General features: G+C 71.3%; 21 protein-coding genes and 1 pseudogene. 11 read left to right on the plus strand and 11 right to left on the minus strand.

What is annotated here, in order from left to right:
• Positions 1 to 5: 5 nt before the first annotated feature.
• Complete coding sequence (locus DC008_RS33730) at positions 6 to 1,355, minus strand: M1 family metallopeptidase (RefSeq protein ID WP_108710984.1); 1,350 nt, start codon at positions 1,353 to 1,355, stop codon at positions 6 to 8.
• Positions 1,356 to 1,639: 284 nt separating this feature from the next.
• A complete protein-coding gene (locus tag DC008_RS33735) occupies positions 1,640 to 4,432 on the minus strand; it encodes a glycosyl hydrolase (RefSeq protein WP_108710273.1) in 2,793 nt (930 codons plus the stop codon).
• Between the two features lie 335 nt (positions 4,433 to 4,767).
• On the opposite strand from DC008_RS33735, the gene DC008_RS33740 reads away from it, so the two are divergent.
• The 3 genes from DC008_RS33740 to DC008_RS33750 are packed head-to-tail and all read left to right on the plus strand — an operon-like array spanning position 4,768 to position 5,666.
• Entirely contained in the window at positions 4,768 to 5,013 is a 246-nt protein-coding gene (locus tag DC008_RS33740) for a hypothetical protein (RefSeq protein ID WP_108710274.1), read from the plus strand.
• Positions 5,013 to 5,390 carry a hypothetical protein gene (locus tag DC008_RS33745; protein ID WP_055620330.1) on the plus strand — a complete coding sequence of 126 codons (378 nt, stop codon included), beginning with the start codon at positions 5,013 to 5,015 and terminating at the stop codon, positions 5,388 to 5,390. Before DC008_RS33740 ends, DC008_RS33745 begins: the two co-directional genes overlap by 1 nt.
• Before the next feature lie 6 nt (positions 5,391 to 5,396).
• Entirely contained in the window at positions 5,397 to 5,666 is a 270-nt protein-coding gene (locus DC008_RS33750) for a DUF3224 domain-containing protein (RefSeq protein WP_108710275.1), read from the plus strand.
• A 9-nt stretch (positions 5,667 to 5,675) separates the two neighbouring features.
• Here the strand turns inward: DC008_RS33750 and DC008_RS33755 are convergent, their stop codons facing one another.
• The 3 genes from DC008_RS33755 to pyrF form a co-directional block, all read right to left on the minus strand.
• Positions 5,676 to 6,182, minus strand: coding sequence for a mycothiol transferase (locus DC008_RS33755; RefSeq protein WP_208646055.1), 507 nt, complete (start codon positions 6,180 to 6,182; stop codon positions 5,676 to 5,678).
• Positions 6,179 to 6,580 (minus strand): VOC family protein, encoded by a 402-nt coding sequence (locus DC008_RS33760; protein ID WP_244221455.1) that lies wholly within the window; start codon positions 6,578 to 6,580, stop codon positions 6,179 to 6,181. Before DC008_RS33760 ends, DC008_RS33755 begins: the two co-directional genes overlap by 4 nt.
• Before the next feature lie 63 nt (positions 6,581 to 6,643).
• Complete coding sequence (gene pyrF, locus DC008_RS33765) at positions 6,644 to 7,354, minus strand: orotidine-5'-phosphate decarboxylase (protein WP_108710276.1); 711 nt, start codon at positions 7,352 to 7,354, stop codon at positions 6,644 to 6,646.
• 45 nt (positions 7,355 to 7,399) lie between these two features.
• On the opposite strand from pyrF, the gene DC008_RS33770 reads away from it, so the two are divergent.
• The gene (locus DC008_RS33770) at positions 7,400 to 7,957 is read left to right on the plus strand and encodes a GNAT family N-acetyltransferase (RefSeq protein ID WP_244221456.1); all 558 of its coding nucleotides are present in this window, start codon (positions 7,400 to 7,402) and stop codon (positions 7,955 to 7,957) included.
• On the opposite strand, the pseudogene DC008_RS33775 reads toward DC008_RS33770, so the two are convergent.
• Positions 7,941 to 8,597 (minus strand): annotated as a pseudogene (locus tag DC008_RS33775) (LysR family transcriptional regulator). The gene DC008_RS33770 and the pseudogene DC008_RS33775 sit on opposite strands and share 17 nt — an antisense overlap.
• A gap of 661 nt (positions 8,598 to 9,258) precedes the next feature.
• Between DC008_RS33775 and DC008_RS33785 the strand changes: the two are divergent.
• Together DC008_RS33785 and poxB are read left to right on the plus strand one after the other, a co-directional pair.
• The gene (locus tag DC008_RS33785) at positions 9,259 to 10,047 is read left to right on the plus strand and encodes an acetoacetate decarboxylase family protein (protein ID WP_108710277.1); all 789 of its coding nucleotides are present in this window, start codon (positions 9,259 to 9,261) and stop codon (positions 10,045 to 10,047) included.
• Positions 10,048 to 10,122: 75 nt separating this feature from the next.
• The gene (poxB, locus tag DC008_RS33790; protein ID WP_108710278.1) at positions 10,123 to 11,865 is read left to right on the plus strand and encodes a ubiquinone-dependent pyruvate dehydrogenase; all 1,743 of its coding nucleotides are present in this window, start codon (positions 10,123 to 10,125) and stop codon (positions 11,863 to 11,865) included.
• A gap of 7 nt (positions 11,866 to 11,872) precedes the next feature.
• Here poxB and DC008_RS33795 read toward each other — a convergent pair whose 3' ends face one another.
• On the minus strand, positions 11,873 to 13,249 hold the full coding sequence (locus tag DC008_RS33795) for a pyridoxal phosphate-dependent decarboxylase family protein (RefSeq protein ID WP_108710279.1): 1,377 nt from the start codon (positions 13,247 to 13,249) through the stop codon (positions 11,873 to 11,875).
• A 170-nt stretch (positions 13,250 to 13,419) separates the two neighbouring features.
• Between DC008_RS33795 and DC008_RS33800 the strand changes: the two genes are divergently transcribed.
• Entirely contained in the window at positions 13,420 to 13,977 is a 558-nt protein-coding gene (locus tag DC008_RS33800) for a PadR family transcriptional regulator (protein WP_108710280.1), read from the plus strand.
• 73 nt (positions 13,978 to 14,050) lie between these two features.
• Positions 14,051 to 15,775 carry an acyl-CoA dehydrogenase family protein gene (locus DC008_RS33805; RefSeq protein ID WP_108710281.1) on the plus strand — a complete coding sequence of 575 codons (1,725 nt, stop codon included), beginning with the start codon at positions 14,051 to 14,053 and terminating at the stop codon, positions 15,773 to 15,775.
• Positions 15,776 to 15,870: 95 nt separating this feature from the next.
• Here the strand turns inward: DC008_RS33805 and DC008_RS33810 are convergent, their stop codons facing one another.
• Positions 15,871 to 16,332 (minus strand): hypothetical protein, encoded by a 462-nt coding sequence (locus DC008_RS33810; RefSeq protein ID WP_123954051.1) that lies wholly within the window; start codon positions 16,330 to 16,332, stop codon positions 15,871 to 15,873.
• Between the two features lie 206 nt (positions 16,333 to 16,538).
• On the opposite strand from DC008_RS33810, the gene DC008_RS33815 reads away from it, so the two are divergent.
• Entirely contained in the window at positions 16,539 to 17,810 is a 1,272-nt protein-coding gene (locus DC008_RS33815) for an acyl-CoA thioesterase/bile acid-CoA:amino acid N-acyltransferase family protein (protein WP_108710283.1), read from the plus strand.
• A 67-nt stretch (positions 17,811 to 17,877) separates the two neighbouring features.
• Here the strand turns inward: DC008_RS33815 and DC008_RS33820 are convergent, their stop codons facing one another.
• Together DC008_RS33820 and DC008_RS33825 are read right to left on the minus strand one after the other, a co-directional pair.
• A complete protein-coding gene (locus tag DC008_RS33820) occupies positions 17,878 to 18,255 on the minus strand; it encodes a nuclear transport factor 2 family protein (RefSeq protein ID WP_108710284.1) in 378 nt (125 codons plus the stop codon).
• A gap of 47 nt (positions 18,256 to 18,302) precedes the next feature.
• Positions 18,303 to 19,262, minus strand: coding sequence for a helix-turn-helix transcriptional regulator (locus tag DC008_RS33825; RefSeq protein ID WP_108710285.1), 960 nt, complete (start codon positions 19,260 to 19,262; stop codon positions 18,303 to 18,305).
• Positions 19,263 to 19,371: 109 nt separating this feature from the next.
• On the opposite strand from DC008_RS33825, the gene DC008_RS33830 reads away from it, so the two are divergent.
• Positions 19,372 to 20,058 carry an alpha/beta fold hydrolase gene (locus tag DC008_RS33830; protein WP_108710286.1) on the plus strand — a complete coding sequence of 229 codons (687 nt, stop codon included), beginning with the start codon at positions 19,372 to 19,374 and terminating at the stop codon, positions 20,056 to 20,058.
• A gap of 62 nt (positions 20,059 to 20,120) precedes the next feature.
• Here DC008_RS33830 and DC008_RS33835 read toward each other — a convergent pair whose 3' ends face one another.
• The gene (locus DC008_RS33835) at positions 20,121 to 20,990 is read right to left on the minus strand and encodes a helix-turn-helix transcriptional regulator (protein WP_108710287.1); all 870 of its coding nucleotides are present in this window, start codon (positions 20,988 to 20,990) and stop codon (positions 20,121 to 20,123) included.
• A gap of 151 nt (positions 20,991 to 21,141) precedes the next feature.
• Between DC008_RS33835 and DC008_RS33840 the strand changes: the two genes are divergently transcribed.
• Positions 21,142 to 21,921: an NAD(P)H-dependent oxidoreductase gene (locus DC008_RS33840; RefSeq protein ID WP_108710288.1), complete on the plus strand. Its 780-nt coding sequence runs from the start codon at positions 21,142 to 21,144 to the stop codon at positions 21,919 to 21,921.
• The last annotated feature ends 125 nt before the right edge of the window (positions 21,922 to 22,046 follow it).

A 22,046-nucleotide genomic window follows, 5' to 3' on the forward strand; every position in this document is an offset into this window, starting at 1 on the left:
TGCGGTCAGGCGCGCCGGGGCTTGCCCTCCGTGAACAGCCACGTCCGGAACAGTCCGTCCAGCCGCTTCCCCGACGTCGCCTCCGCCAGCTTCACGAACTGGGCGGTCGTGCCGTGCCCGTCGTGGTGCTTGGTGGCCCAGGCGCGGAGGATGCGGAGGAACGTCTTGTCCCCGACGGCGCGCCGCAGTTCCTGCAGGGCCATCGCGCCCCGCGCGTACACCGGCGTGCCGAAGATGTTCGCGCCGCTGCCCGGGTCCGCGGGCGGGAACGCCCACAGTTCGTCGCTCGCGGGACGGGCGTACAGGGTGTCGAAGGCCTTCTGGGCGGTGTCGCCGCCGTGCTGCTCGTCGTACAGCCACTCGGCGTACGTGGCGAAGCCCTCGTTGAGCCAGATGTCCTTCCACGTGGTCAGGGACACCGAGTCGCCGAACCACTGGTGGGCGCTCTCGTGCACGAGCGTGGCCAGGTCGGGCGCGGAGTCGTACAGCGGCCGGGTCTGGGTCTCCAGGGCGTAGCCGACGTCCGGGGCGTGGTCGACGATCGCGCCGGCCGCGCGGAACGGGTACGGCCCGAACAGCCCGCTCTCCCAGGCGAGCACCTCGGGCAGCTTCCGCAGCACCGGCGCCGCGGCCCGGGCCTCCCGCGGGTCGACGGCGTTGTAGACCTCGACGCCGTCGCGGGTGGTGTACCGCTCCACCTTGAACGTGCCGACGGTGACGGTGGCCAGATAGGCGGCCATCGGTTCGGCCGCGCGCCAGCGGAACGTGGTGCGCCCGTGTGCGGTGCGCTGTCCGAGCAGCACGCCGTTGGCCACGGCCGTGCGCCCCTTGGGCACGGTCACCGTGAAGTCGTACGTCGCCTTGTCGGTGGGGTGGTTGTTCGCCGGGAACCAGGTCATCGCGCCCTGCGGCTCACCGGCCACGAAGGCGCCGTCGTCGGTGGGGATCCAGCCGTCTGCGGAGCCGTCCGGGTCGGTGACCGGCTTCGGGGTGCCGTGGTAGTCGACGGTGACCCGGAAGGCCCGGCCGGGGCGCAGCGCGCGGCGCGGGGTGACGACGAGTTCCTGCCCGGAACGCCGAAACGCAGCCTTCGCGTGGTCCACGGTGACCGAGGTGACCTTCAGGCCCGTGAGGTCGAGGTCGAAACGCGCGAGGCGCTGGGTGGCGCGGGCGGTGAGGACGGCTCTGCCCTCCAGGCGCCGGCTGCCGGTGTCGTACCGCAGCGTCAGGTCGTAGTGGTCCACCTCGTAGCCGCCGTTGCCGGCCAGCGGGAAGTACGGGTCACCGACGCCCGCCGAACCCGTGCCGTGGGCCACCGCGGGCCCCGCGCCGGCGAGCAGCGCCGTCACGGTCATGGGTACGGCGGCGAGGAGCGCCTTGCGGCGGAGCACGGCGGGTATGCGCCGGGCGGGCCGGCTGCTCGGTGACGTCACGGGAACTCCTGGAGGGGGGCGGCTGGAGATCGGCTGGCCGTCACACTAGAGGCGACGGAGGCCCAGTTTTCCCATGCTCAGGTCAATTCCCGGGAGGGTGCCGCTCCGGAGTGGGCTGTTTGCGGCCACCCTCACCCGTGCGGGTGGCACACGGCCGCGCGGCGGACGACGGAAGGGCTCCGCCGTCCGCCGCGCGCACGGTCGGGTCAGCTGAAGGGGATCACCACCACCGACTTGTCGGTGCCGGTCTGCAGCTTGGAGCTGCCGTTGCCGATGGCGCTCCACACCTCCAGGCGTACCGTGCCGTTCTTGAGGTTGCCCAGGGTGCCCGTGCTGGACCTGAGGCCCCTGGCCTGGCTGTACTCCTCCCACCCGGTGACCGGGTCGGTGGCGAAGTAGTTGTACGTCTCCGTCCGGTCGAAGGTGCCGTCGCCGGTCAGGTCGTAGCTGATCCGGGCCTGCTGGCCGAGACCGACCGAGGTGCCCGCGTCGACCTGGAGCTTGAAGGTGGTACCTGCGCCCGAGGTGAGCGTGCCGTTCACTCCCCGGGCCTCGTAGACGAGGGGCTGATACGGCGTGCCGTCGTGGTTGGTGCCACCGGCGGACGCGATGGTGTCGCTGCCCGCGGTGCCGCCGGTCGCCGTCGTGAGGACACCGCCGCCGCGCAGCTGGAAGGTGTTCCCCGTCGGCTCCGGGTCGGGATCGGGGTCGGGGTCGGGGTCCGGGTCCTGCGATCCGGACCCGGTGCCGCTGGCCGTCGAACGGGCCGGCACCGACAGCGTCTTGCCGTCCGAGAAGGTGACCGTCCGGGCCGACGAGCCGTGGTTGTGGGCCACATAGGTGCGTGTCGAGCCCTTGGTGAAGACGGCCGAGGCGGGGATGTCACCGGTGACGGAGGCGTCCGGGGCGCCGATGGTGTCGAGGGTGTTGATCCAGTGGTAGGTGTGCGCCTTCGACTCGCCCTGCTCCGGGGTGTAACCGCCGTTGCCGGAGTCCCACTTGGACTTGGCCGAGGCCGGGTCGGCGAACGACTGGAACTCCCAGAGGATGTCCCGCCATTCGACGGCCGGGCCGCCGTTCTCCCGTTCCATCTCCGCGATGTTGCGGCGGATCGCGGCCTTCTCACCGCCGAGGTGGAGCGAACCACCCGTCACCGGGAGGACGTTGATGCCGTGGATCTCCTCGGGGTTGGCCGTCCACCAGGTGGCGTAGGCGCCGCCGCTGCCCCACACCATGCCGACCGTGTCATGGCCGAACGAGGACGGGAAGACCTGCTCGTCCGCGTCGAACCAGTACTGCGCGATCGACTCCGACTCGGTGGTCAGCAGGAAGGTGCCGAGATCGCGCAGCGAGGTGTCACCGGTCGCCGAACCCCACAGGACCAGGGCCGCGCTGAGGTTGGTCGACTCGGAGGACGACTCCTGGTTGTTGCCGGCCGCGAAGCCCTGGTGACCGGAGGCCCAGCTGTGCCCGGCGTAGACGTCGAAACCGCGCAGGAAGGGGAACGAGCTGTCGGTGCGGCTCGGGTTGACGGTGTCGCGGACGAGGGTCTTGACCATGCCGCCCCATGCCGAGTCCGCCGCCCACGACGGGTCGTACTGGGCGACGATCGCCGCCGCGTAGACGTAGTAGCCGTAGTGGAAGTGGTGGTCGTTCAGCTCGGTGTCGCTGCCGTAGGACGCGGGGTAACCGGTGAGCGTCTTCCAGTCCTTGTCGTAGCTGAACTCGTTGGCGCCACCGGCCGTGAACCACTCCTGCAGCTTGCCCTTGAGCAGGCCGATCAGCCGGTCACGGGTGCCGGTCTCGCCGATCTGCTCGGCGACGGGCACCAGTTGGGCCAGCCGGCCGAGGGCCTTGCCGGTCCAGTAGGTGTCGGACGCGCCGGAGAACGGGTCGGAGGCGTTCACGACGTCGTTGAGGTAGCCGCGCAGCCGCGCCGTGTCCACCCCGTCCGACTTGGGCAGCGCGGGCAGGACCGCCGACGCCTTCTGGCTGGTGCTGAACGAGGCCGCCTCACGGACCTTCATGGTGCCGCGCGGTGAGACATACGTGTACGAGGTCAGGGCGTCCGAGGTGTTCAGCCACTGGTGGCGGTAGAGCGCCTGGAGCGTGCCGCGCTCGCTGCCCTCCTGCGCCTCCGTGGTCAGCGTGTACGTGGCCCGCACGGTGCCGCCGCTGTAGCTCCAGGTCGCCTTGGAGTCGGTGACGAAGCTGAACGCGTACTTCGCGTACGTCGAGAGCGCGCCCGTGGACGGCAGGACGGCGACGGAGAAGTAGTCCTTGCCGCCGAGGCCCGCGGTGACGGTGGAGCCGGAGACGTTCCAGTCGCTGCCGCTCGGAGCGAACAGGGCGTAGTGGTGTCCGCCGACGGTGATGCCGAGGACGTTGCCCTGGTCGGCGAAGACGGTCGGCGCTCCGGCCGTGGTGACCTGCGCGTTGCCGCCGGTGCCCTTGGCGTATACGAAGGGGGAGCCGTGGCCGATGGTGGTCCGCAGGGTGCGGCTGCCGTCGGACCACAGCGGGGTGACCGTCCAGTCGGACCAGTCGTCGGCCTTGGTGTCGGGGGAGTTGAGGCCGGACAGCCCGATGGTCAGGTCGCGCTTGTGGGCGTACTCGTACTGGCGTCCGTCGCCGACGATCGCCGGGGAGGTCGGGTAGCCGACGTCCAGTCCGTTGGCGGTGGCCTGGTAGGTGAGGGGGTGGCCGTACATGGGGGTCGACCACGGGTTGTCGCCGTACCGCTGGAAGGCCAGGGAGGACCACCAGTCGTTGGTGGGGACCGGCCGGTTCCTGGCAGCGGCGGTCACCTTGGGGGTGACGGGCGTTCCTGTGTTGGTGGTGGGGCCCGATGTGCCGGGCGGCCTGCTGTCGGAGTAACTGCCGGAACCTACGGGCACGGTGGCCGCGGCCGCCGGGGAGGCGGCCGGACCGAGCCCGAAGGCTGCGAGGGCTGAGGCCAGCAACAGGACTGCCGCTGGTCTGGTGCGTGGGGATCGCATGGGGCACCTCAAGTCTTCACAGGAGGGGAGTCCGAGAGTTGAGAGCGCTCTCAGATGGCCGGAACGTAAACGCTGGGTAATAAGCGTGTCAATGCATTGAACGCAGCCGGAAGTTGAAATCCGTTTTGTCTTCGCAGGTTGTTGGTCAGCTGTGAAGAGGGGTGTGTGGTGGGGGAGTTGAGGTGGGGAAGGTCTGCACGTTGGGTGTGGGCGATCACGGCGGGCGGGGTCGGATCTGCTCGCCGGGGGTGGCGGCGGAGGGGGCCGGTCCTGCTCGCCGGCAAGGGCGACTCCGGGCCTTCCGTCGACCTGGTAACAGCTGTTACCATGCCTGCATGGCAAAGACACAGCTGGGCGCGCGCGTGGACGAGGACATCGCGGAGCTCGCGAAGAAGCGGGCCGCTGACCTGGGCCTGAGCGTGGGGGACTATCTCGCCCGGCTGGTGCAGGACGACGCCAGCGGGCTGCGCGCCCGTGCCGTCGAGGCCGCCGGACGCTTCCTCGCGGAGCACCAGGCGATCTTCGACGAGGCCGAGGACGGCGAGCGGACGCGGGCGGCCGGCGGAGTGCGCGCCGCCTGATGGACCTGCACATCGATGTCCCCTGGATCCTGCAGGTCACCGAGATCGCCGGGGCGAACGACCCCGCGCCCGACGACTACGGCGTCCCCGTCTCGGCGGTCGCCCGCCACCGGGCCGAGCTGTTCGAGCAGCCCGTCTACGACAGCCCGTACGCCAAAGCCGCGGCCCTGGTGCACACGCTGGGACGCTGCCGTTGGCTGGAACGCTCCAACATGGCCGTGGCGGCCGCGACCGGCGTCATGTACCTCGAGGCGGCCGGCATCACGGTCAAACCGGCCCGCGAGCACGCCGTGGCCCTCAAGGACCTGCTCCTGGACCCGACGTGCACGGCGGGACGGATCGCGGAGCTGTTGCGCGGGTGGCCTACGGCGACCTGAGGGACGGTGGCCTGGGCGCACCCCTTGAGGGGCAACGTCCGGAGACACCCGTCATCCGGCAGTGCATGTCAGACCGAGGGCTCGGTGCAGGGGCGGGAGGGTGCCTTCAACATCGTGCACTCGGCGACGACCTCCGGCAGCGACCGCTCGGCGGAGTTCTTCACCATCGTGCCGTCGAGCGGCGCCGGCGACCTCGCGGCGATCACCGGTGCCGGAGGGCTCGCGGTCGACGCCGACGGTACGCATCGGATCTGTTTCGACCACGACCTGGGCTGAGCCGTCCGCTCAGGTCAGGACGAGCCAGCGCCGGCCGTCGAGGAGTTCGCGTGCCGCGTCCAGGTGTCCGGCGTGGCACGCGGTCTCGGTGATGACGTGCAGCAGGACGTCCCGGACGGTGTGCAGGTGCGGTGGGCCGAAGAGGTGGTGGGGCCACCAGACCAAGGGGGCGTCCGGGTCCGCGGCGGCCACGACGGCGTCGGAGAGGGCCGCCTCCGCCCGGTACCGGTGGAGCACCTCGGTGTGCGGGACGTCCGGGGCCACGTGCCAGGCGTCCTCGACCTCGTCCAGGGCGTCGATGACCGCCTGATCGCCGGTGACGACGGCCCGGAACCAGAAGCGCTCGACATCGAGCGCGAGGTGCTGGACGAGCCCCAGGCAGCTCCACCCCGACGGCAGTACGGGCCGCCGCAGCGCCTCCGGTCCCAGGCCGTCGAGGATGCCGAGGACATGGCGGCGCTGTGCGTGCAGGAAGGACAGCAGCACCTGCAGCTCGGTCTTGGCGGGAGGGGTCACTTGGCGATCTCCCAGATGTGACCGCCCGGATCCTTGAAGCCGGCGGTGCGGATGCCCCAGGGCCGGTCCATGGGGCCGTTCAGCAACGTCACACCACGGTCGGTCAGTTCCTCGCACATCGCGTCGACGTCGTCCACGGGCAAGGTGAGTTGAACGCGGGAGCCGGTGTCCGGGGCGGCGACGCGCGCGGGGTCGATCAGCTCGTGCGCCGCCGTGGACCGCAACAGGTTGATGAGGGTGTTCCCGAAGCTGAAGACGGCCGACTCGTCGTCCTCGTACGTCACGGGGAGTCGGAACACGTCACAGTAGAACCGCTTCGTGGCGTCCAGGTCCTCCACGAAGAGGGTGATGGCGCTGATGTCGCCGGGCCACGGGGTCTCGGGTGTCGTATGGGTCACGGATACCGATGATCTCGTACGGGGCCGCTTTCGCCCAGCGCTTTCGGGTATCGCCCCCGGGTCTCAACGGGGCGTCGTAGTGGGTGACAGGTCGGCGCGGACCCGGCGCAGTGCGGACAGCGGGTCCGGCGCGCGGGTGATCGACCGTCCCACGACGACATGTGAGGCGCCGTCAGTGACGGCGGCCAGGGGTGTGCCGGGGCGGGCGTGCTCGGCAGGGGACGCGCCGGGCAGGGTCACTCCGGGGGTGACGATCACGGCATCGCTCCCCAACAGCGCGCGCAGCGGCGCTACTTCACGCGGCGAGGCGATCACGCCGTGGCATCCGGCGCGCTCGGCCAGTCGCGCCAACCGCAGTACCTGCGCCTCGGCCGTGTCCGGGACGCCGATGTCGGCGAGGTCGGCGTCGGTCATGCTGGTCACCACGGTGAGGGCGAGAACACGCAGACCGGGACAGTCGCGGGCCGCGTCGACGGCGGCGGACATGATGCCCGTCCCGCCCATGCCGTGCACCGTCACCATGGAGACGCCGAGTTCGCCCGCGGCGCGCACCGCACCGGCGACCGAGTTCGGGATCTCGAAGAGCTTGAGGTCCAGGAACACCTCCTTGCCCTGAGCGACCAGATGGCGCACGAACTCCGGCCCCGCCGCGGTGAGAAGCTCCAGGCCGACCTTGTAGAAACGGCACGCGTCACCGAGCCGATCGATGACCGCCTGGGCGTCCTGACGGTTGGCGTGGTCCAGCGCGATGATGATCTGCCGAGTGGGGTCCATGGCGTCATTGTCGTCGCACGGCCACGACCGGTGCGCCCACCGCCCGTGCGAGGATTCCGGCGTGACGTTCTTCGCTTCCGGCTGGCCGGCGCCGCCGACCTCGGCACTCTGGTCCGGCTGCGTGACGAGGCCGCCCGCTGGATGATCGCGCGGGGTAAGGCGGGGCAGTGGCAGCCCGGCCAGCTCGACGAGGGCCACTTTCGCCGTGTCATGGAGATGGGCGAGGTCTGGGTCGCCGAGGCCGAGGGCCGGGTCGCCGGGGCGTGGGAGCTGTGGTGGGACGACGAGGACGCCTGGGGACCGCAGCCGCCGATCGCCGGGTATGTGCATCGGCTCATGGTCGACCGCGCCCTCGCATGGCCGGGGGCGGGACGGCTGCTGTCGCGGGCCGCCGAGGAGCGCGACGCCGAGGCGGGGCGGGCGTACGTACGCCTGGACTGCCTGGCCGGCAACGCGCGGTTGAACGCCTACTACCTGGAGGCCGGCTACCGGGTCGTCGGGCACAAGGGGGGCAAGCCCCAACCGGGTGGTGCACCCAAGTCGTTCACCCTTCTGGAGGAGGGCTCAGCACCGGTGGGAGGAGGCGTCAGACGGCGGCCATGATCGCCCGTGTGGCCGCCGTGACGGCCGGAGTCGCGCGGCCCGGCAGGCGGGCCACCAGCACCCGGCGGATCTCGGGGGACGCCCCGTCGACGTGGAGCAGGCTCACCCCGGGCGGCAGCAGCGGCGCAAGGCGGGCCGGCACGGTCGTGCAGCCGCGGCGACTCGTCGTCCGGGGGCCGGTGGGGCGGGCGCGAGGTCAGAACGGCGAGATCGATGGAGCCCGCGCGCAGTGCCCGGGTCAGGCCGGGCGTGGTGCCCTCGACGGTCGTGACGGTGAGGTGCGGATCGGACGCGGCGAGCCGCCCCGGTATGACCGGCAGGACCACCGAGCCCGCGCTGAGGAAGACCCCGAGCCGTGCGGCCTCGGTGCGCGGGGCGGTCCCCGTGAGATCGCGTTCGGCCGCCGTGAGGGTGTCCAGGATCGTGCGGGCGTGCCGCAGCAGGGTCAGCCCGGCGGGGGTGAGCCGTGCGCCGTCCGAGCGCCGCTCGAACCGGGGGAGGCGCCTGCCTCGCGCTCCAGGGAGGCGGCCTGGCGCGACACCGCCGACTGCGTGTAGCCGAGCCGGGCGGCCGCCGCCGTGAAGCTGCCGGACTCGGCGATCTGCTGCAGGACCCGCAGGCCCGAACTGGAGACGTCCATGCCGTATACGCATACCAGGCATGCTCGATCGTCGCTTCCCGCATGCCCTGCGCTTCCCTGACGTCGATCAGGGAAACGACGACGAATGCGGAGGTCAATGCCGTGCGAGCAGCGGGTCTGACGGAGTTCGGTGCCCCGCTCACGGTGCGGGAGGTACCCGATCCCGAGCCGGTGGGCGGGGAGATCTGGTCGAGGTGCTGGGCACTGCTCGGCGGCGACGACCTCGCGTTGCCCTACCCATGGATCATGCGCAACTCGATCACCGTGCGCGGGCAGTGGATGGCGCCGCGCATCGCCGACGTCGGTCTCATACGGCTCCTCGCCTCCGGCACCTGGACCTCGCCCCCGAGCGCCTGCGCTCCTTCTCCCTCGAAGCCGTCAAGGAGGCCGTCGCCCACGCCGCCACGCACACCGGCCCGTCCGGCCGCACGTCCCCGACTCCGCCAGCGGCCTGACCAGACCGGCAACGAGCCGACCGACGACGTCAGTTCAGGTGGACGGAATCCGCATCGTCGTACCGGGACAAAGGCTGCGGTGGCTCCCCAGGCAACGGTTGAGCATCCAAGCTATTTTGGTTCGGTACAACCCAGCGGGGGATTGACCAGGCTCGCGCACATGCAGCCGTATGCCTGCTCCCCTGCGTATCCGGCTGGAGGTCTCCATGCTCAAGGGATACACTGTTCCGCTTTCCCCGAAGGGCGAGGCGAACGGGGCGATGGCGCCGCCCTGGCATTACGCAGGAGACGTGGTGGGTGTCGAATTCTGGACCGATCCCGCGGCCGCGGAGGCCACCCTTCCTGAAGGTCTGTCCCCGGATCCGGAGACGTCCGGCCGGGTCGTCGCCTATTTCTTCGACTGGCAGTTCAACGGGGAGAACGACGAATACCTCGACCCGGTCTACAGCCAGTACCGCGAGTTCTTCGTCCTCGTCGACGCCCATTACGACGGACAGCCGGTCTCCTGGTGCCCGTACATCTACGTCGACAATCACCACGCCCTGGCGCGCGGGCTGGTGCAGGGATTCCCGAAGAAGATCGGGCAGGTGCATCAGACGCGGGTCTTCGCCTCACCGGGAAAGGCGTCTCCCACGCCGGCGCCCGGCGCCCGGTTCGGCGCCAGTGTCTCCTGCGACGAGCGGACGCTCGCCCAGGCCCGGGTCACGCTGGAGAAGCCGCTGGAGGACCCGTCGCCCCTGCTGAGCCGCGCCACCGTCAACCTGCGGCACTTCCCGACCCTCGAAGTGGGCAAGTACGACAAGCCGGCCGTGCACGAACTGGTGCGCATGGACTACGGCGATCAGGAACTGGCCCAGGTGTGGATCGGCAGCAGCGAGATCGAGTTCTACCCGGCGCCACGCGAAGAGCTCGCCGATCTCCGCCCGGTGCGCTCGGGCATGGGATTCCGGGGTTCGATGTCCTACAACGTGACGCAGGTATTTCCGCTGGGCTGAACCCGGACGGATTGCCGCACAGAAGTGTTCTGACCGTGGGGCTCGACTCGTCCCGAAACAGTGAGGTGCCGACAGATGAGCACGACAGTTGCCGACTGTGTGGTGGAGGCCCTCGCGGCCTCCGGAGTCCGCCGCGTCTACGGTCTTCCGGGTGACTCCCTCAACGGTTTCACGGACGCGCTGCGCCGCAATGGGACCATGCGCTGGGCTCATGTACGCCATGAGGAGAGCGCGGCGTTCGCGGCGGCCGGGGAGGCCGCGGTCACCGGTGAACTCGCCGTGGTGGCGGGCAGTTGCGGTCCCGGCAATCTGCACTTCATCAACGGCCTTTACGACGCTCAGCGAAGTCGCGTCCCGGTGCTGGCGATCGCCGCCCATATTCCGGCCGAGGAGATCGGCGGCGAGTATTTCCAGGAGACCCATCCGCAGGAGCTGTTCCGCGAGTGCAGCGTGTACACGGAACTCGCCGCGACGGCCGAGCAGGTCCCGCGGCTGCTGCGGATCGCGATGCGCACGGCTCTCGAACGCCGGGGCGTGTCCGTCCTCGTCGTCCCGGGCAACATGCTGCTCGCCCGCGGCGACCTCGCGGCGTTCTCCCATCCCGTCCGGGCCACGACCTCGCACGTCACCCCGGACACCGCCGCCCTCGAGGCGGCCGCCGACGTGCTCAACCGCGCCGAGCGGGTGACCATCCTGGGCGGAGCCGGATGCCAGGGAGCGCACGACGAGGTCATGGCCCTGGCCGGGGCACTGAAGTCACCGATCGTGCACGCCCTGCGCGGCAAGGAGTTCCTGGAGTACGACAACCCGTACGACGTGGGGCTGACCGGTCTGATCGGCTACAGCTCCGGCTACCGCGCGATGGAGCACTGCGACGCCCTGCTCATGCTCGGCACGGACTTCCCCTACCGCCCGTTCTATCCCCCATCCGACGTCCCCGTGGTCCAGGTCGACATCCGCGGGGAGCACATCGGGCGCCGGGTCGGTGTGAAGGTGCCCCTGGTCGGCACGGTCAAGGACACCGCCGCCGCCCTGCTCCCGCTGATCCGGGCCAAGGGCGACACCAAGTTCCTCGACAAACTCACCGGCCACTACCGCACCGTGCGTTCCCGCCTGGACGACCTCACCGAGGCCAAGCGGTCCGCGTCGGTGATGCATCCGCAGCAGGTCGCGGCGGCCGTCGACCGGCACGCCTCCGCCGACGCCGTCTTCACCGCCGACGTCGGCACCCCCACCGTCTGGGCGGCGCGCTACCTCACGATGAACGGCCGACGCCGGCTCATCGGGTCCTTCAACCACGGCAGCATGGCGAACGCCCTGCCCCAGGCCATCGGCGCCCAGTGCGCCTCGGGGCCGGGCCGCCAGGCCGTCGCCCTGTGCGGGGACGGCGGACTGAGCATGCTCCTGGGCGAGCTGATCACCCTGCGCCACCTCGACCTCCCGGTGAAGGTCATCGTCTTCAACAACCAGGCCCTGTCCTTCGTGGAACTGGAGATGAAGGCCGGCGGCATCGTCAACTACGGCACCGAGCTGGAGGATCTGGACTTCGGGGCGATCGCCCGCGCCGTCGGCATCTTCGGAGTCCGCGTCGACCGCGCCGACCAGCTCGAGGAGACCCTGCAGAAGGCGTTCGCCCACGAGGGGCCCGCGCTCGTCGACGCTCGGACCGCCCGCCAGGAGCTGTCCCTGCCGCCGAACATCACCTTCGAGCAGATGAAGGGCTTCACTCTGTTCGCCACCCGCACGATCCTCACGGGCCGCGGGGACGAGATCGTGGAGCTGGCGAGGACCAACCTCCGTCAGCTGCCGCTCATGTGAGGCCGCGTCAGAGAGCGCGCGTCTGTCGCACCATCGCCGCGACCGAGCGGTCGACGTCCGCTTCGGTCGTGGCGTGGCCGGACACCGAGATACGCATCAGCCGTCGTCCGCGCCAGGTCGTGGCGCCCACCCAGCAGGTGCCGTCCTCCTGAACCGCCTGGACGACGGCGTCGGTGCGGTCGTCCGACCCGAAACCGACGAGGACTTGATTGAGCGTCACCTCGTTGACGACGTCGAAGCCCTCCGTGGACAGGCCGTCGGCGAAGCGCCGGGCGAGCGCACAGCAGCGGTCCACGATCTCGGCGACCCCGTCCCGCCCGAGTTCACGCAGCGCCGCCCAGGTCGCGAAGCCGCGCGCCCGGCGTGACGACTCCGCCGTGTAGTCCGCGCCCCCGGCCGGCGTCGCCTCGGCCCGGGTGAGATAGGACGCGCTGTACGACAGCGCCTCGGCGTGGACGGCGGGACGGGAGCAGAAGGCGTACCCGCAGTCGTAGGGCACGTTGAGCCACTTGTGCCCGTCGCACGCCCAGCTGTCGGCCAGTTCGACCCCGTCCACGAGATGCCGGGTCGCCGGGCTCGCCGCCGCCCACAGCCCGAACGCACCGTCCACGTGCACCCAGCCTCCCCTCGGGTGCGTGAGGTCGCAGACCGCGCGGAGGTCGTCGCACGCCCCGGTGTTCACATTGCCGGCCTGTGCACAGACGATCGTCAGTGCGTCCGGGTCGGCGGCCAGGACGCGGCGCAGGTCCTCGATGTCCAGCGCCCCGCGCTCGTCGGTGTGCACCGGCTGCAGACAGTCGGTGCCGAGTCCGAGCAGCCGCAGGGAGCGGTCGACGGTGGCGTGGCGCTCTGTGCCCGCGACCACCCGCAGGCGCGGGGCTCCACCCAGGCCCTGTCGTCCGACGTCCCACCCCGCCTCCGCGAACAGGTGCTGCCGGGCCGCCGCGAGTCCGGCGGTGTTGGCCGCCTGGCCGCCTGTGACAAAGCCGACGGAGGCCGTCGCGGGGATGTCGAGCAGCTCCTTGAGCCGGGCTCCCGCCGCCTCCTCGGCGGCGACCGCGGCGGGGGAGAGCACGGCGTTGAAGGCGTTCTGGTCCCATCCGGCCGTGAGGATGTCCGCTGCGGTGGCGGCGGGCAGGGCGCCGCCCACGACGAACCCGAAGAAGCGCGGTCCCACCGACGCGACCAGCCCTGGATCGGCGGCGGCCACCAGCTCGTCGATCACCGTGCGCGGGTCGGCGCCCGGGCGGTCGAGGGGAACGGAGAACGCGGCGCGCAGAGCCGCGTGGTCCACCGGCCGCGCAACCGGCCGCTCGGACAGCGAGCGGCGGTAGGCGGCGGCCTGCTCGGCGGCGTGGCGGAGGATCTGCGTCAGCTCGTCCATGGCGGCACCGTAACCAGCCCGTCCGGACGGCCGGAAGCGGCCGATCGGGGACGATCGCGCACCCGGGGAGCGAGAAGGGCCGGGCATGACGTGAGCGACATGTGTCGCGTGACCGGTGTCTCACCCCGCCCACGTTGCTATGCAACGAGGTGCATAGCAGGATCGAGGGTATGGCGCTCGAGCACGCGATCCTCGTCTCCCTGCTGGAGAAGCCGGGCTCCGGCTACGAACTGGCCCGGCGGTTCGAACGGTCCATCGGCTACTTCTGGACCGCGACCCACCAGCAGATCTACCGCGTGCTCAAGCGCATGGAGAGCGACGGCTGGGTCGATGTCCGGGACGTCCCGCAGTACGGGCGTCCGGACAAGAAGGAGTACTCGGTCGCCGCCCCCGGACGCCAGGCGCTCTCCGGCTGGCTCGGCGAGCCGACCGAACCCGAGAGCGTCCGTCATGACCTCGCGGTCAAGGTGCGCGGCGCCGCCTTCTCCGACCCGGCCGCCCTCATCGACGAGGTCGAGCGGCACCGCCGGGCCCACACGGACCGCCTCGCCCACTACCGCGCCGGGGAGACCCGGGACTTCGGGACACCCCCGCCGGACGGCGCGCTCGACGCCGAACGCGAACTCCAGCACGTGGTGCTCCGCGGCGGCATCGCCTACGAGCAGATGATGATCGCCTGGCTCGACGACGTACTCGCCACGCTCGCCCGCTTCCGGACCGACGACTGACGCGACCGCGAGCCCTTCCGGGCCCCCGGCGCCCGGACCCACCCTCACCCCTTCCAGCCGAAAGGCGGCTTCCATGGCCGACGCGCTGCTCTTCAACCCGCGCACCTACGACCCCGCGCACTTCGACCCCGAGACGCGCAGGCTGCTGCGCGCCACCGTCGACTGGTTCGAGGAGCGCGGCAAGCGCCGGATCATCGAGGACTACCGCACCCGCGCCTGGCTCGGCGACTTCCTCGCCTTCGCCGCCAAGGAGGGGCTGTTCGCGACCTTCCTCACCCCCGCGTCCGCGGCGGGCGACGGCGAGGGCGACAAGCGCTGGGACACCGCCCGGATCGCCGCGCTCAACGAGATCCTCGGCTTCTACGGCCTCGACTACTGGTATGCCTGGCAGGTCACGATCCTCGGCCTCGGCCCCGTCTGGCAGAGCGACAACACCGCCGCCCGCGCCCGCGCCGCCGAACTGCTCTCCCAGGGTGAGGTGTTCGCGTTCGGCCTGTCCGAGAAGACGCACGGCGCCGACATCTACTCCACCGACATGCTCCTGGAGCCGGACGGCGACGGCGGCTTCCGGGCCACCGGCTCCAAGTACTACATAGGCAACGGCAACGCCGCCGGACTCGTCTCCGTCTTCGGCCGCCGCACCGACGTCGAGGGCCCCGAAGGCTATGTCTTCTTCGCCGCCGACAGCCGCCACCCGGCGTACCACCTGGTCAAGAACGTCGTCGACTCCTCGAAGTACGTCAGCGAGTTCCGTCTGGAGGACTACCCTGTCGCCGCGGAAGACGTCCTGCACACCGGCCGGGCCGCCTTCGACGCCGCCCTGAACACCGTCAACGTCGGCAAGTTCAACCTGTGCACCGCCTCCATCGGCATCTGCGAGCACGCCATGTACGAGGCCGTCACCCACGCGCAGAACCGCATCCTCTACGGACGTCCCGTCACCGCGTTCCCGCATGTGCGCCGGGAGTTGGCGGACGCGTACGTCCGGCTCGTCGGCATGAAGCTGTTCAGCGACCGTGCCGTCGACTACTTCCGCACCGCCGGCCCCGACGACCGCCGCTACCTCCTCTTCAATCCGATGACGAAGATGAAGGTGACCACGGAGGGCGAGAAGGTCATCGACCTGATGTGGGACGTCATCGCCGCCAAGGGCTTCGAGAAGGACAACTACTTCGCGCAGGCCGCCGTCGAGATCCGCGGGCTGCCCAAGCTGGAGGGCACGGTCCACGTCAATCTGGCCCTCATCCTGAAGTTCATGCGCAACCACCTGCTCGACCCGGTCGCGTACGAGCCCGTCCCGACCCGCCTCGACGCGGCCGACGACGACTTCCTGTTCCGGCAGGGCCCGGCCCGCGGCCTCGGCTCGGTCCGCTTCCACGACTGGCGGCCCGCCTTCGACACCTACGCCCACCTGCCCAACGTCACCCGCCTCCGCGAACAGGCCGACGCGCTCTGCGAGTTCGTCCGTACGGCCGCCCCGGACGAGCAGCAGAGCCGGGACCTCGACCTGCTCCTCGCCGTCGGACAGCTCTTCGCGCTGGTCGTCCACGGGCAGCTGGTCCTGGAGCAGGCCGCGCTGTCGGGCCTCGACGAGGACGTGCTCGACGAGCTGTTCGCCGTGCTCGTACGGGACTTCTCCGCGCACGCCGTCGAACTGCACGGCAAGGACTCCGCGACCGAGGACCAGCAGCGGTGGGCGCTCGGCGCGGTCCGGCGCCCGGTCGTCGACGGCGACCGCTCCGACCGCGTCTGGCAGCGCGTCGAGGCGCTGTCGGGGGCGTACGAGATGATGCCGTAAGGCCGTCTGACTGAACGGCCGGCGTCACGACGAGCCCTGGCCCGGGGCATGGTTGCTCCCGGGCCAGGGCTTGTGCCGACTTCGGTCGGGACCTGTCACCAGACCCCGCTGCGGACGTACGGGTTCACCGCGTTCAGGTTGCTGTCGTAGCTGGCCCGGAACACGTAGTTCGGGTTGGCCTGCGTCAGCCACCCGGACGTGTGCGTGTAACCGGTGCCGTCCGAGAGGTAGGTGGCGTCGGCGAAGGACCAGCTCCGGCCGCCGTCCGTGCTGATGTCCAGCCAGACCCAGCCGCGCGGGTCCCAGCCGGACCCCTGGATCCGCCCCCAGCCGTACTGGTAGCCGCTGTAGTAGCCCGAGCGGATCTCGATGGTGATGCTTCCCCTTTGGTTCGGGGCATGGGTGAGGCGGTTGGTCGTCACGAACACCTGGTCGGTGTTGATCGTGCCGGGTGGTGCCGCGTGCGCGGGCGTTGCGAGCGCCGAGACGCCCAGCGCGCCGAGCGACCCGGCCACCGCGGCGGACCCGGCCGACCTCAGCAACGTCCTTCGATCCATGGAGCGGCTCATCAGTTCCCCCTGTTGAGACCACGGTCAGAAAAAGCGGTCCGAGAAAAAACGGTCCGAGAAAGGACGCGGGCGCCGACCGGCGCACGACGTCTACGCCGACCCTAGGCGCGGGAGGCGCACATGCCCTCCTGACAGTTGTCAGGACGACCGATCCGGCGTTGATGTCCCGCGATCTTGTGGGAGAGACTGTCGGCATGAGGCGTACGGGGGTGCGTACGGCGATCGGTGCCGTGCTGATGGCGTTGCTGGCGGGTGCGGCGTGTACGGCGGAGGGGCCGCCGAAGGCGAGCGCGAGCGCCCGTATCGAGGTCGACAAGTCGACGGCGTTCGTGGACGAGCCGGTGCGCCTCCGTGTGACCGGGCTGCACCCCGACGAGCGGGTGACGGTGACGTCCCGTGCCGTCGACCGCGACGGGCTGGCCTGGTCCGGCCGGGCCCGGTACACGGCCGACGGCGACGGCGTCGTGGACCTCTCGCGGCGCCGCCCCGACAGCGGGACGTTCCATGAGACCGACGGCATGGGCCTGTTCTGGTCGATGCGCCCGCACAAGGGGGAGGCGGACGAGAGCTGGTTCTTCCCCGGTGCACCCACCCGGCGGCCGTCGTACGAGGTACGGCTCTCGGTGCGCAGCGGCGGCCGGGAGATCGCCCACCGGACGGTCACCCGGCGCTGGCTGGCCGACGGGGTGCGGCACCACCGGCTCACCGTCGCGGACGACCAGGTCGACGGCCTGCTCTTCCTGCCGGCGCCCGGAGCCGCCCGCAAGGCCCCCGTCCTGCTGTTCGGAGGATCGGAGGGCGGCCGCGGCTTCGACCGGGAGGCGGCCCTGCTCGCCTCCCGCGGCCATCCTGCCCTCTCCCTCTGCTACTTCGCCTGCGAGGGGAAGGGGAGGCCGAAGGAGCTGCGCGACATCGAGCTGGAGTACTTCGTGCGGGCCGCGCGACTCCTGCGGAGCCGGTCCGGTGACGGGTCGGAGAAACTCGCAGCCGTGGGCGCGTCGCGCGGCAGCGAGGTGGCCCAACTGCTCGCCCAGTACTACCCGGGACTCATCCGGGACGCGGTGGCGCTGGCGCCGGGCACTCGCACCGTGTTCGCTGCGGCGGGACCGGCCGAGGACCACGTGAGCTGGACGCGGGCGGGCCGCCCCGTGCGGCTCGACCCCATCCCGCTGGACCGGGTGCGCGGCACGGTCCTGGCCGTGGCGGGCGACAAGGACCGGTTGTGGCTCTCCGCCGACGCCGCCGCGAGCATCGCCGAGCGGACCAACGCCTCCGGCGCCCGGCACCGGGCCCTCACCTACGAGGGAGCCGGTCACGGCGGCGTCGGCGTGCCGTACCAGGCAGCGGGCCGGTACGTCCACGACCCGGCGACGGACCGGTGGGTGGACCTGGGCGGCACAGCGGAAGACGACGCCGAGGCCAAGGCGGACAGTTGGCCCCGGATACGGAGCTTCCTGAGCCGGTGACGCTCGCTCCCGGACCTGGCCGGGAAGGGCCCCTCAGAGACGCTCGACGCAGGCCGGGAACGACCCCTCAAAGCCGTTCGACGTAGGGCGCCCGCCACTCGGGGGAGGGGTCGGCCCCCAGCTCGGTCCAGTACTCGCGGCCCTCGGTGATCAGGCCGCCCCGGACCCGCCAGAAGGACGCGACACGGTGGGTGCCCATCGAGTCGTGCGGCACCTCCACCTCCGACACCACCTCGTCCCCGGACCCCACTATGCGCAGCACCCTGATCGACCATCCCTCCGGGTACTCCGCGTTGATGCGCACATAGTTCTCCCGGCCCCGGATGCGTTCGCCGCTCACCGGCCAGTCCACGGTCACGTCGTCCGCCAACAGGGCGCCCACGCCTGCCCAGTCGCGCGCCTGCATCCGGTCCCAGAGCAGCTGAACGGTCTTCGAAGGTTCCATGCCCCCATCGTGCCGGGCCCCACTGACAACGCGGCGGTGCAGTCCGATCAGGGGCCGTCCACGGCGGCCGTGAAGCGCGTGGCGAGGGCGGCGACCGCCGTCCGCAGATCCTCCCCGCCCTCGACGCGGAAGGCGACGGGCAGGGTCGCCAGCCACTCCTGCGCGTACATGGCCGGGTTGCGTGTGCTGCCCACCAGCACACAGCCGCCGCCCAGCGGTTCCAATCGGCCCATCGGCGGCCGGACCCAACGGGCCACCTCGTCCTGGGGAAGGTCGAAGACGACACGCGTGGGGAACTCCCAGCCGAGGCCCAGGTTCTCCTCGAGCACCGCCACCGGATCGAGCCCCGCGGGCGGTTCGAAGCGCCGCACGGTCACCTGGACCGTACGGACCCGGTCGACCCGGTAGGTGCGGACCGCGTCCGCGCGATGGCTGTGGCACAGCAGATACCAGCGGCCGAAGCGGACCACGAGGGACCACGGATCGACCTCCGCCTCCCACTCGTTTCCGGCCTCGCTGCGGTACCCGATCCGCACACGCCGGCGTGCCGCGACGGCACCCACGAGTTCGCTCGTGATGACCGGGTCCGGCCGGGTCGCGTACGGGTCCGGGGCGGCCGACGCGCACTCCCGCAGCAGGGCCGCCTCCCGGCCGACCCCCTCCGGCAGCGCCTTGACGACCTTGCCCAGGGCGGCGCTGACCAGGTCCTCGGCGTCGGCCGCGCCCGGCTGACCGCTGAGCACCGCCATCACCAGCCCGAGCGCCTCCGCCTGCGTGAAGTGCACGGGCGGCAGACGTGTCCCGCGCCCCAGCCGGTAGCCACCGTGCGGCCCCCGGGCCGACGTCACGGGGATGCCGGCTTCGCGCAGGATCTCGACGTAACGGCGGGCGGCACGCTCCGTCACGCCCAGCCGTTCGGCGAGTTCGGCCGCCGTCGTACCGGGGCGGAGCTGGAGGATCTCCAGGGCGCGCAGGGCCCGCGCGGTGGGGCTGGGATCGTTCGGCACGCGGGCAGGCTAGTCGGTCCGCCCGCGTGGTCGTCGCGCATTCCGGCAGTGGATCGTCCGGATCTCCTTCTACGGTGACGTGCGTCAAGCGGCAGAAGGAGAATCGATCATGGACATCCTGCTCGTCGGCGGCCTGTGGCTGCACGGATCCGTCTGGGGCGGCGTCGCCTCCGCGCTGGAGGGGCTCGGGCATCGCCCTGTGCCGCTCACGCTGCCGGGACAGGGGGAGGGTGACGCGTCCGCCACCCTCGACGACCAGCTGGAGACCGTGCTCGCGGCCGTGGACGGGGCGTCCGACGCGGTCCTGGTGGTGGGGCACTCCGCGGCCTGCTCGCTGGCGTGGCTGACCGCCGACCGGCGGCCGGACAAGCTGGCCGGGGCCGTCCTGATCGGCGGCTTCCCGGCCGAGGACGGACGGCCGTACGCCGACTTCTTCGAGGTGAGGGACGGCGTCATGCCCTTCCCCGGCTGGGAGCCCTTCGAAGGCCCGGACGCCACCGACCTCGACGAGCAGGCGCGCAGCGCGTTCACGGCCGCCGCGATCCCCGTGCCGGCGGGGGTGGCCAGGGGAGTGGTTCGGCTGACGGACGAACGGCGTTTCGACGTACCGGTGTTGGTCGTCTGTCCGGAGTTCACGCCGGCCGAGGCCCGGGAGTGGATCGCGGCGGGGGACGTACCGGAACTGGCCCGGGCCAAGAACGTCGAGTTCGCCGACATCGACTCCGGGCACTGGCCCATGATCACCCAGCCGGTGGAGCTGGCCCGGATCCTGGCGGCGGCGACCGACGCGGACTGAGGGGGCCGACGGGGGGATGTAGGGGCCCGGGGGCGACACCGACACCGCCCCCGCCACCGCCCTCAACGCCCGCTCCGCCCCCGTACGTCCCCCCGCTCGCACCGCTCCGCCTGCCCGCCCCGCGGCACGTCCGCGCCCAGTCCCGCCAGCAGCCGCAGCCCGTCCTCGGCGGCGCTGCCGGGGGCCGCCGACAGCACCGCCAGCTCCGCGCCCGCCTCGGAGGGCAGGGCGAAGTTCTCCTGGTGCAGTTCCAGCAGCCCGACCAGCGGATGCCGGTACGCCTTGCGGCCGTGGGTGCGGGCGCGGACGTCCGCGCGGGCCCACAGACGGCGGAACCGCTCGCTGCCCATGGCCAGTTCACCGATCAGCGAGGCCAGGCGCGGATCGTCGGGATACTCGCCGGCGGCCAGCCGCAGATGCCCGACCACGTCGACGGTGCACTTCTCCCAGTCCGCGTAGAGACCGCGGTCGGCCTCCTCCAGGAAGATGTGCCGGGCGGTGTTCAGCCCCGGCATCGGACGGCCGTACAGCAGCCCGGCGAGGCGGTTGCCGGCGAGCACGTCCAGGCGGTGGTTCATGATGAACGCGGGTGCGCCGGTGACCAGGTCGAGGACGCGCAGCACCTCGGGGCGCAGCCGCCCGCCCGGCGCTTTCGCCCGCCGGCGGCGCTGACAGGAGAGCCGGGTGAGGTGCCCCCGCTCGATCTCGTCGAGTCCGAGCACGCGGGCCAGCGCGTCCAGCACCTGCTCGGACGGCTGGGTCGCGCGGCCCTGTTCCAGCCGTACGTAGTAGTCGACGCTCACTCCGGACAGGTGCGCGACCTCTTCGCGGCGCAGCCCCTCGACCCGGCGGCGGCTGTCGACGGGGATGCCGACGGTCTCCGGGTCGACGCGGGAACGCCGGATCCGCAGGAAGCTCGCAAGATCCTCCATGTCCTCAGTATGGCTCCGGTGCCGGACGTCCCGGCGGCGTGAGGGTGGTCCTGCCGTTACCAGGAAGTCCGGTCCGTTGGACAAGGCGTCCCTGAACAGCGGCCGTCGCGGCGCTCAGGATCGAAGGCGACCGATCCACAAGGGAGTTGTCATGAAGACGCTGATCGTCCACGCCCACCCGGAGCCGACGTCGCTCAACGGCTCGCTGAAGGACCTAGCGGTGTCCACGCTGGAGGGCGCCGGGCACGAGGTGCGGGTGAGCGACCTGTACGCGATGAACTGGAAGGCGGTGGTGGACGCCGCGGACTACGGCACCGAGGGCTTGCGCCGGCTGGAGGTCGTCCGGGACTCGGGGCGGGCCTTCGACACCGGGACGCTCACCCCGGACGTCCGGGCCGAGCAGGAGAAGCTGCTGTGGGCGGACACGATCGTCCTCCAGTTCCCGCTGTGGTGGTACTCGATGCCCGCGATCCTCAAGGGCTGGGTGGACCGGGTGTTCACCCGCAACTTCGCCTACGGCGTCGGCGAGCACAGCGACACCCGGCACGGCGAGCGGTACGGCGAGGGCACCCTGGCGGGCCGCAGGGCGCTGCTGTCGGTGACCGTGGGCGGCCATGAGTCGCACTACTCCGCGCGCGGGATCAACGGCCCCATGGAGGACCTGCTGTTCCCGATCCACCACGGCATCCTGTACTACCCGGGCATCGAGGTGCTGCCCCCGTTCGTGCTGTACGGCGCCGACCGGCTGACCGAGGCGGACTACCCGGACGTCGCCAAGGCGTGGGAGCAGCGGCTGCTCACCCTGGAGTCGACCGAGCCGATCCCGTTCCGGCCGCAGAACTCCGGTGACTACGAGATGCCCTCGCTGCATCTGAAGGACGGCCTGGAGCCCGCGGGCCGCAGCGGATTCGGGCTGCACGTACGCGGCTGACCGCCAGGGACGAAGGATCGCGTCAGGACCCGTCGGCCGGGAGCGCGTACAGCTTCGGCACGTTGACCACGATCGCCTCCTGCGTGCTGGGGGCGATGACGAACGACCGCCTCCGGGGCGTCGGC

The organism is Streptomyces nigra (assembly GCF_003074055.1).
GTDB lineage: Bacteria > Actinomycetota > Actinomycetes > Streptomycetales > Streptomycetaceae > Streptomyces > Streptomyces nigra.

Excerpts from the sequence above, each read along its gene's own strand:
- DC008_RS33785 (WP_108710277.1), top strand. The coding sequence starts at position 9,259 with ATGCTCAAGGGATACACTGTTCCGCTTTCCCCGAAGGGCGAGGCGAAC.
- poxB (WP_108710278.1), top strand. The coding sequence starts at position 10,123 with ATGAGCACGACAGTTGCCGACTGTGTGGTGGAGGCCCTCGCGGCCTCC.
- pyrF (WP_108710276.1), bottom strand. The coding sequence starts at position 7,354 with ATGGACCCCACTCGGCAGATCATCATCGCGCTGGACCACGCCAACCGT.
- DC008_RS33840 (WP_108710288.1), top strand. The coding sequence starts at position 21,142 with ATGAAGACGCTGATCGTCCACGCCCACCCGGAGCCGACGTCGCTCAAC.
- DC008_RS33730 (WP_108710984.1), bottom strand. The coding sequence starts at position 1,355 with ATGACCGTGACGGCGCTGCTCGCCGGCGCGGGGCCCGCGGTGGCCCAC.
- DC008_RS33745 (WP_055620330.1), top strand. The coding sequence starts at position 5,013 with ATGGACCTGCACATCGATGTCCCCTGGATCCTGCAGGTCACCGAGATC.
- DC008_RS33820 (WP_108710284.1), bottom strand. The coding sequence starts at position 18,255 with ATGGAACCTTCGAAGACCGTTCAGCTGCTCTGGGACCGGATGCAGGCG.
- DC008_RS33740 (WP_108710274.1), top strand. The coding sequence starts at position 4,768 with ATGGCAAAGACACAGCTGGGCGCGCGCGTGGACGAGGACATCGCGGAG.
- DC008_RS33800 (WP_108710280.1), top strand. The coding sequence starts at position 13,420 with ATGGCGCTCGAGCACGCGATCCTCGTCTCCCTGCTGGAGAAGCCGGGC.
- DC008_RS33835 (WP_108710287.1), bottom strand. The coding sequence starts at position 20,990 with ATGGAGGATCTTGCGAGCTTCCTGCGGATCCGGCGTTCCCGCGTCGAC.
- DC008_RS33815 (WP_108710283.1), top strand. The coding sequence starts at position 16,539 with ATGAGGCGTACGGGGGTGCGTACGGCGATCGGTGCCGTGCTGATGGCG.
- DC008_RS33805 (WP_108710281.1), top strand. The coding sequence starts at position 14,051 with ATGGCCGACGCGCTGCTCTTCAACCCGCGCACCTACGACCCCGCGCAC.
- DC008_RS33830 (WP_108710286.1), top strand. The coding sequence starts at position 19,372 with ATGGACATCCTGCTCGTCGGCGGCCTGTGGCTGCACGGATCCGTCTGG.
- DC008_RS33795 (WP_108710279.1), bottom strand. The coding sequence starts at position 13,249 with ATGGACGAGCTGACGCAGATCCTCCGCCACGCCGCCGAGCAGGCCGCC.
- DC008_RS33735 (WP_108710273.1), bottom strand. The coding sequence starts at position 4,432 with ATGCGATCCCCACGCACCAGACCAGCGGCAGTCCTGTTGCTGGCCTCA.
- DC008_RS33810 (WP_123954051.1), bottom strand. The coding sequence starts at position 16,332 with ATGGATCGAAGGACGTTGCTGAGGTCGGCCGGGTCCGCCGCGGTGGCC.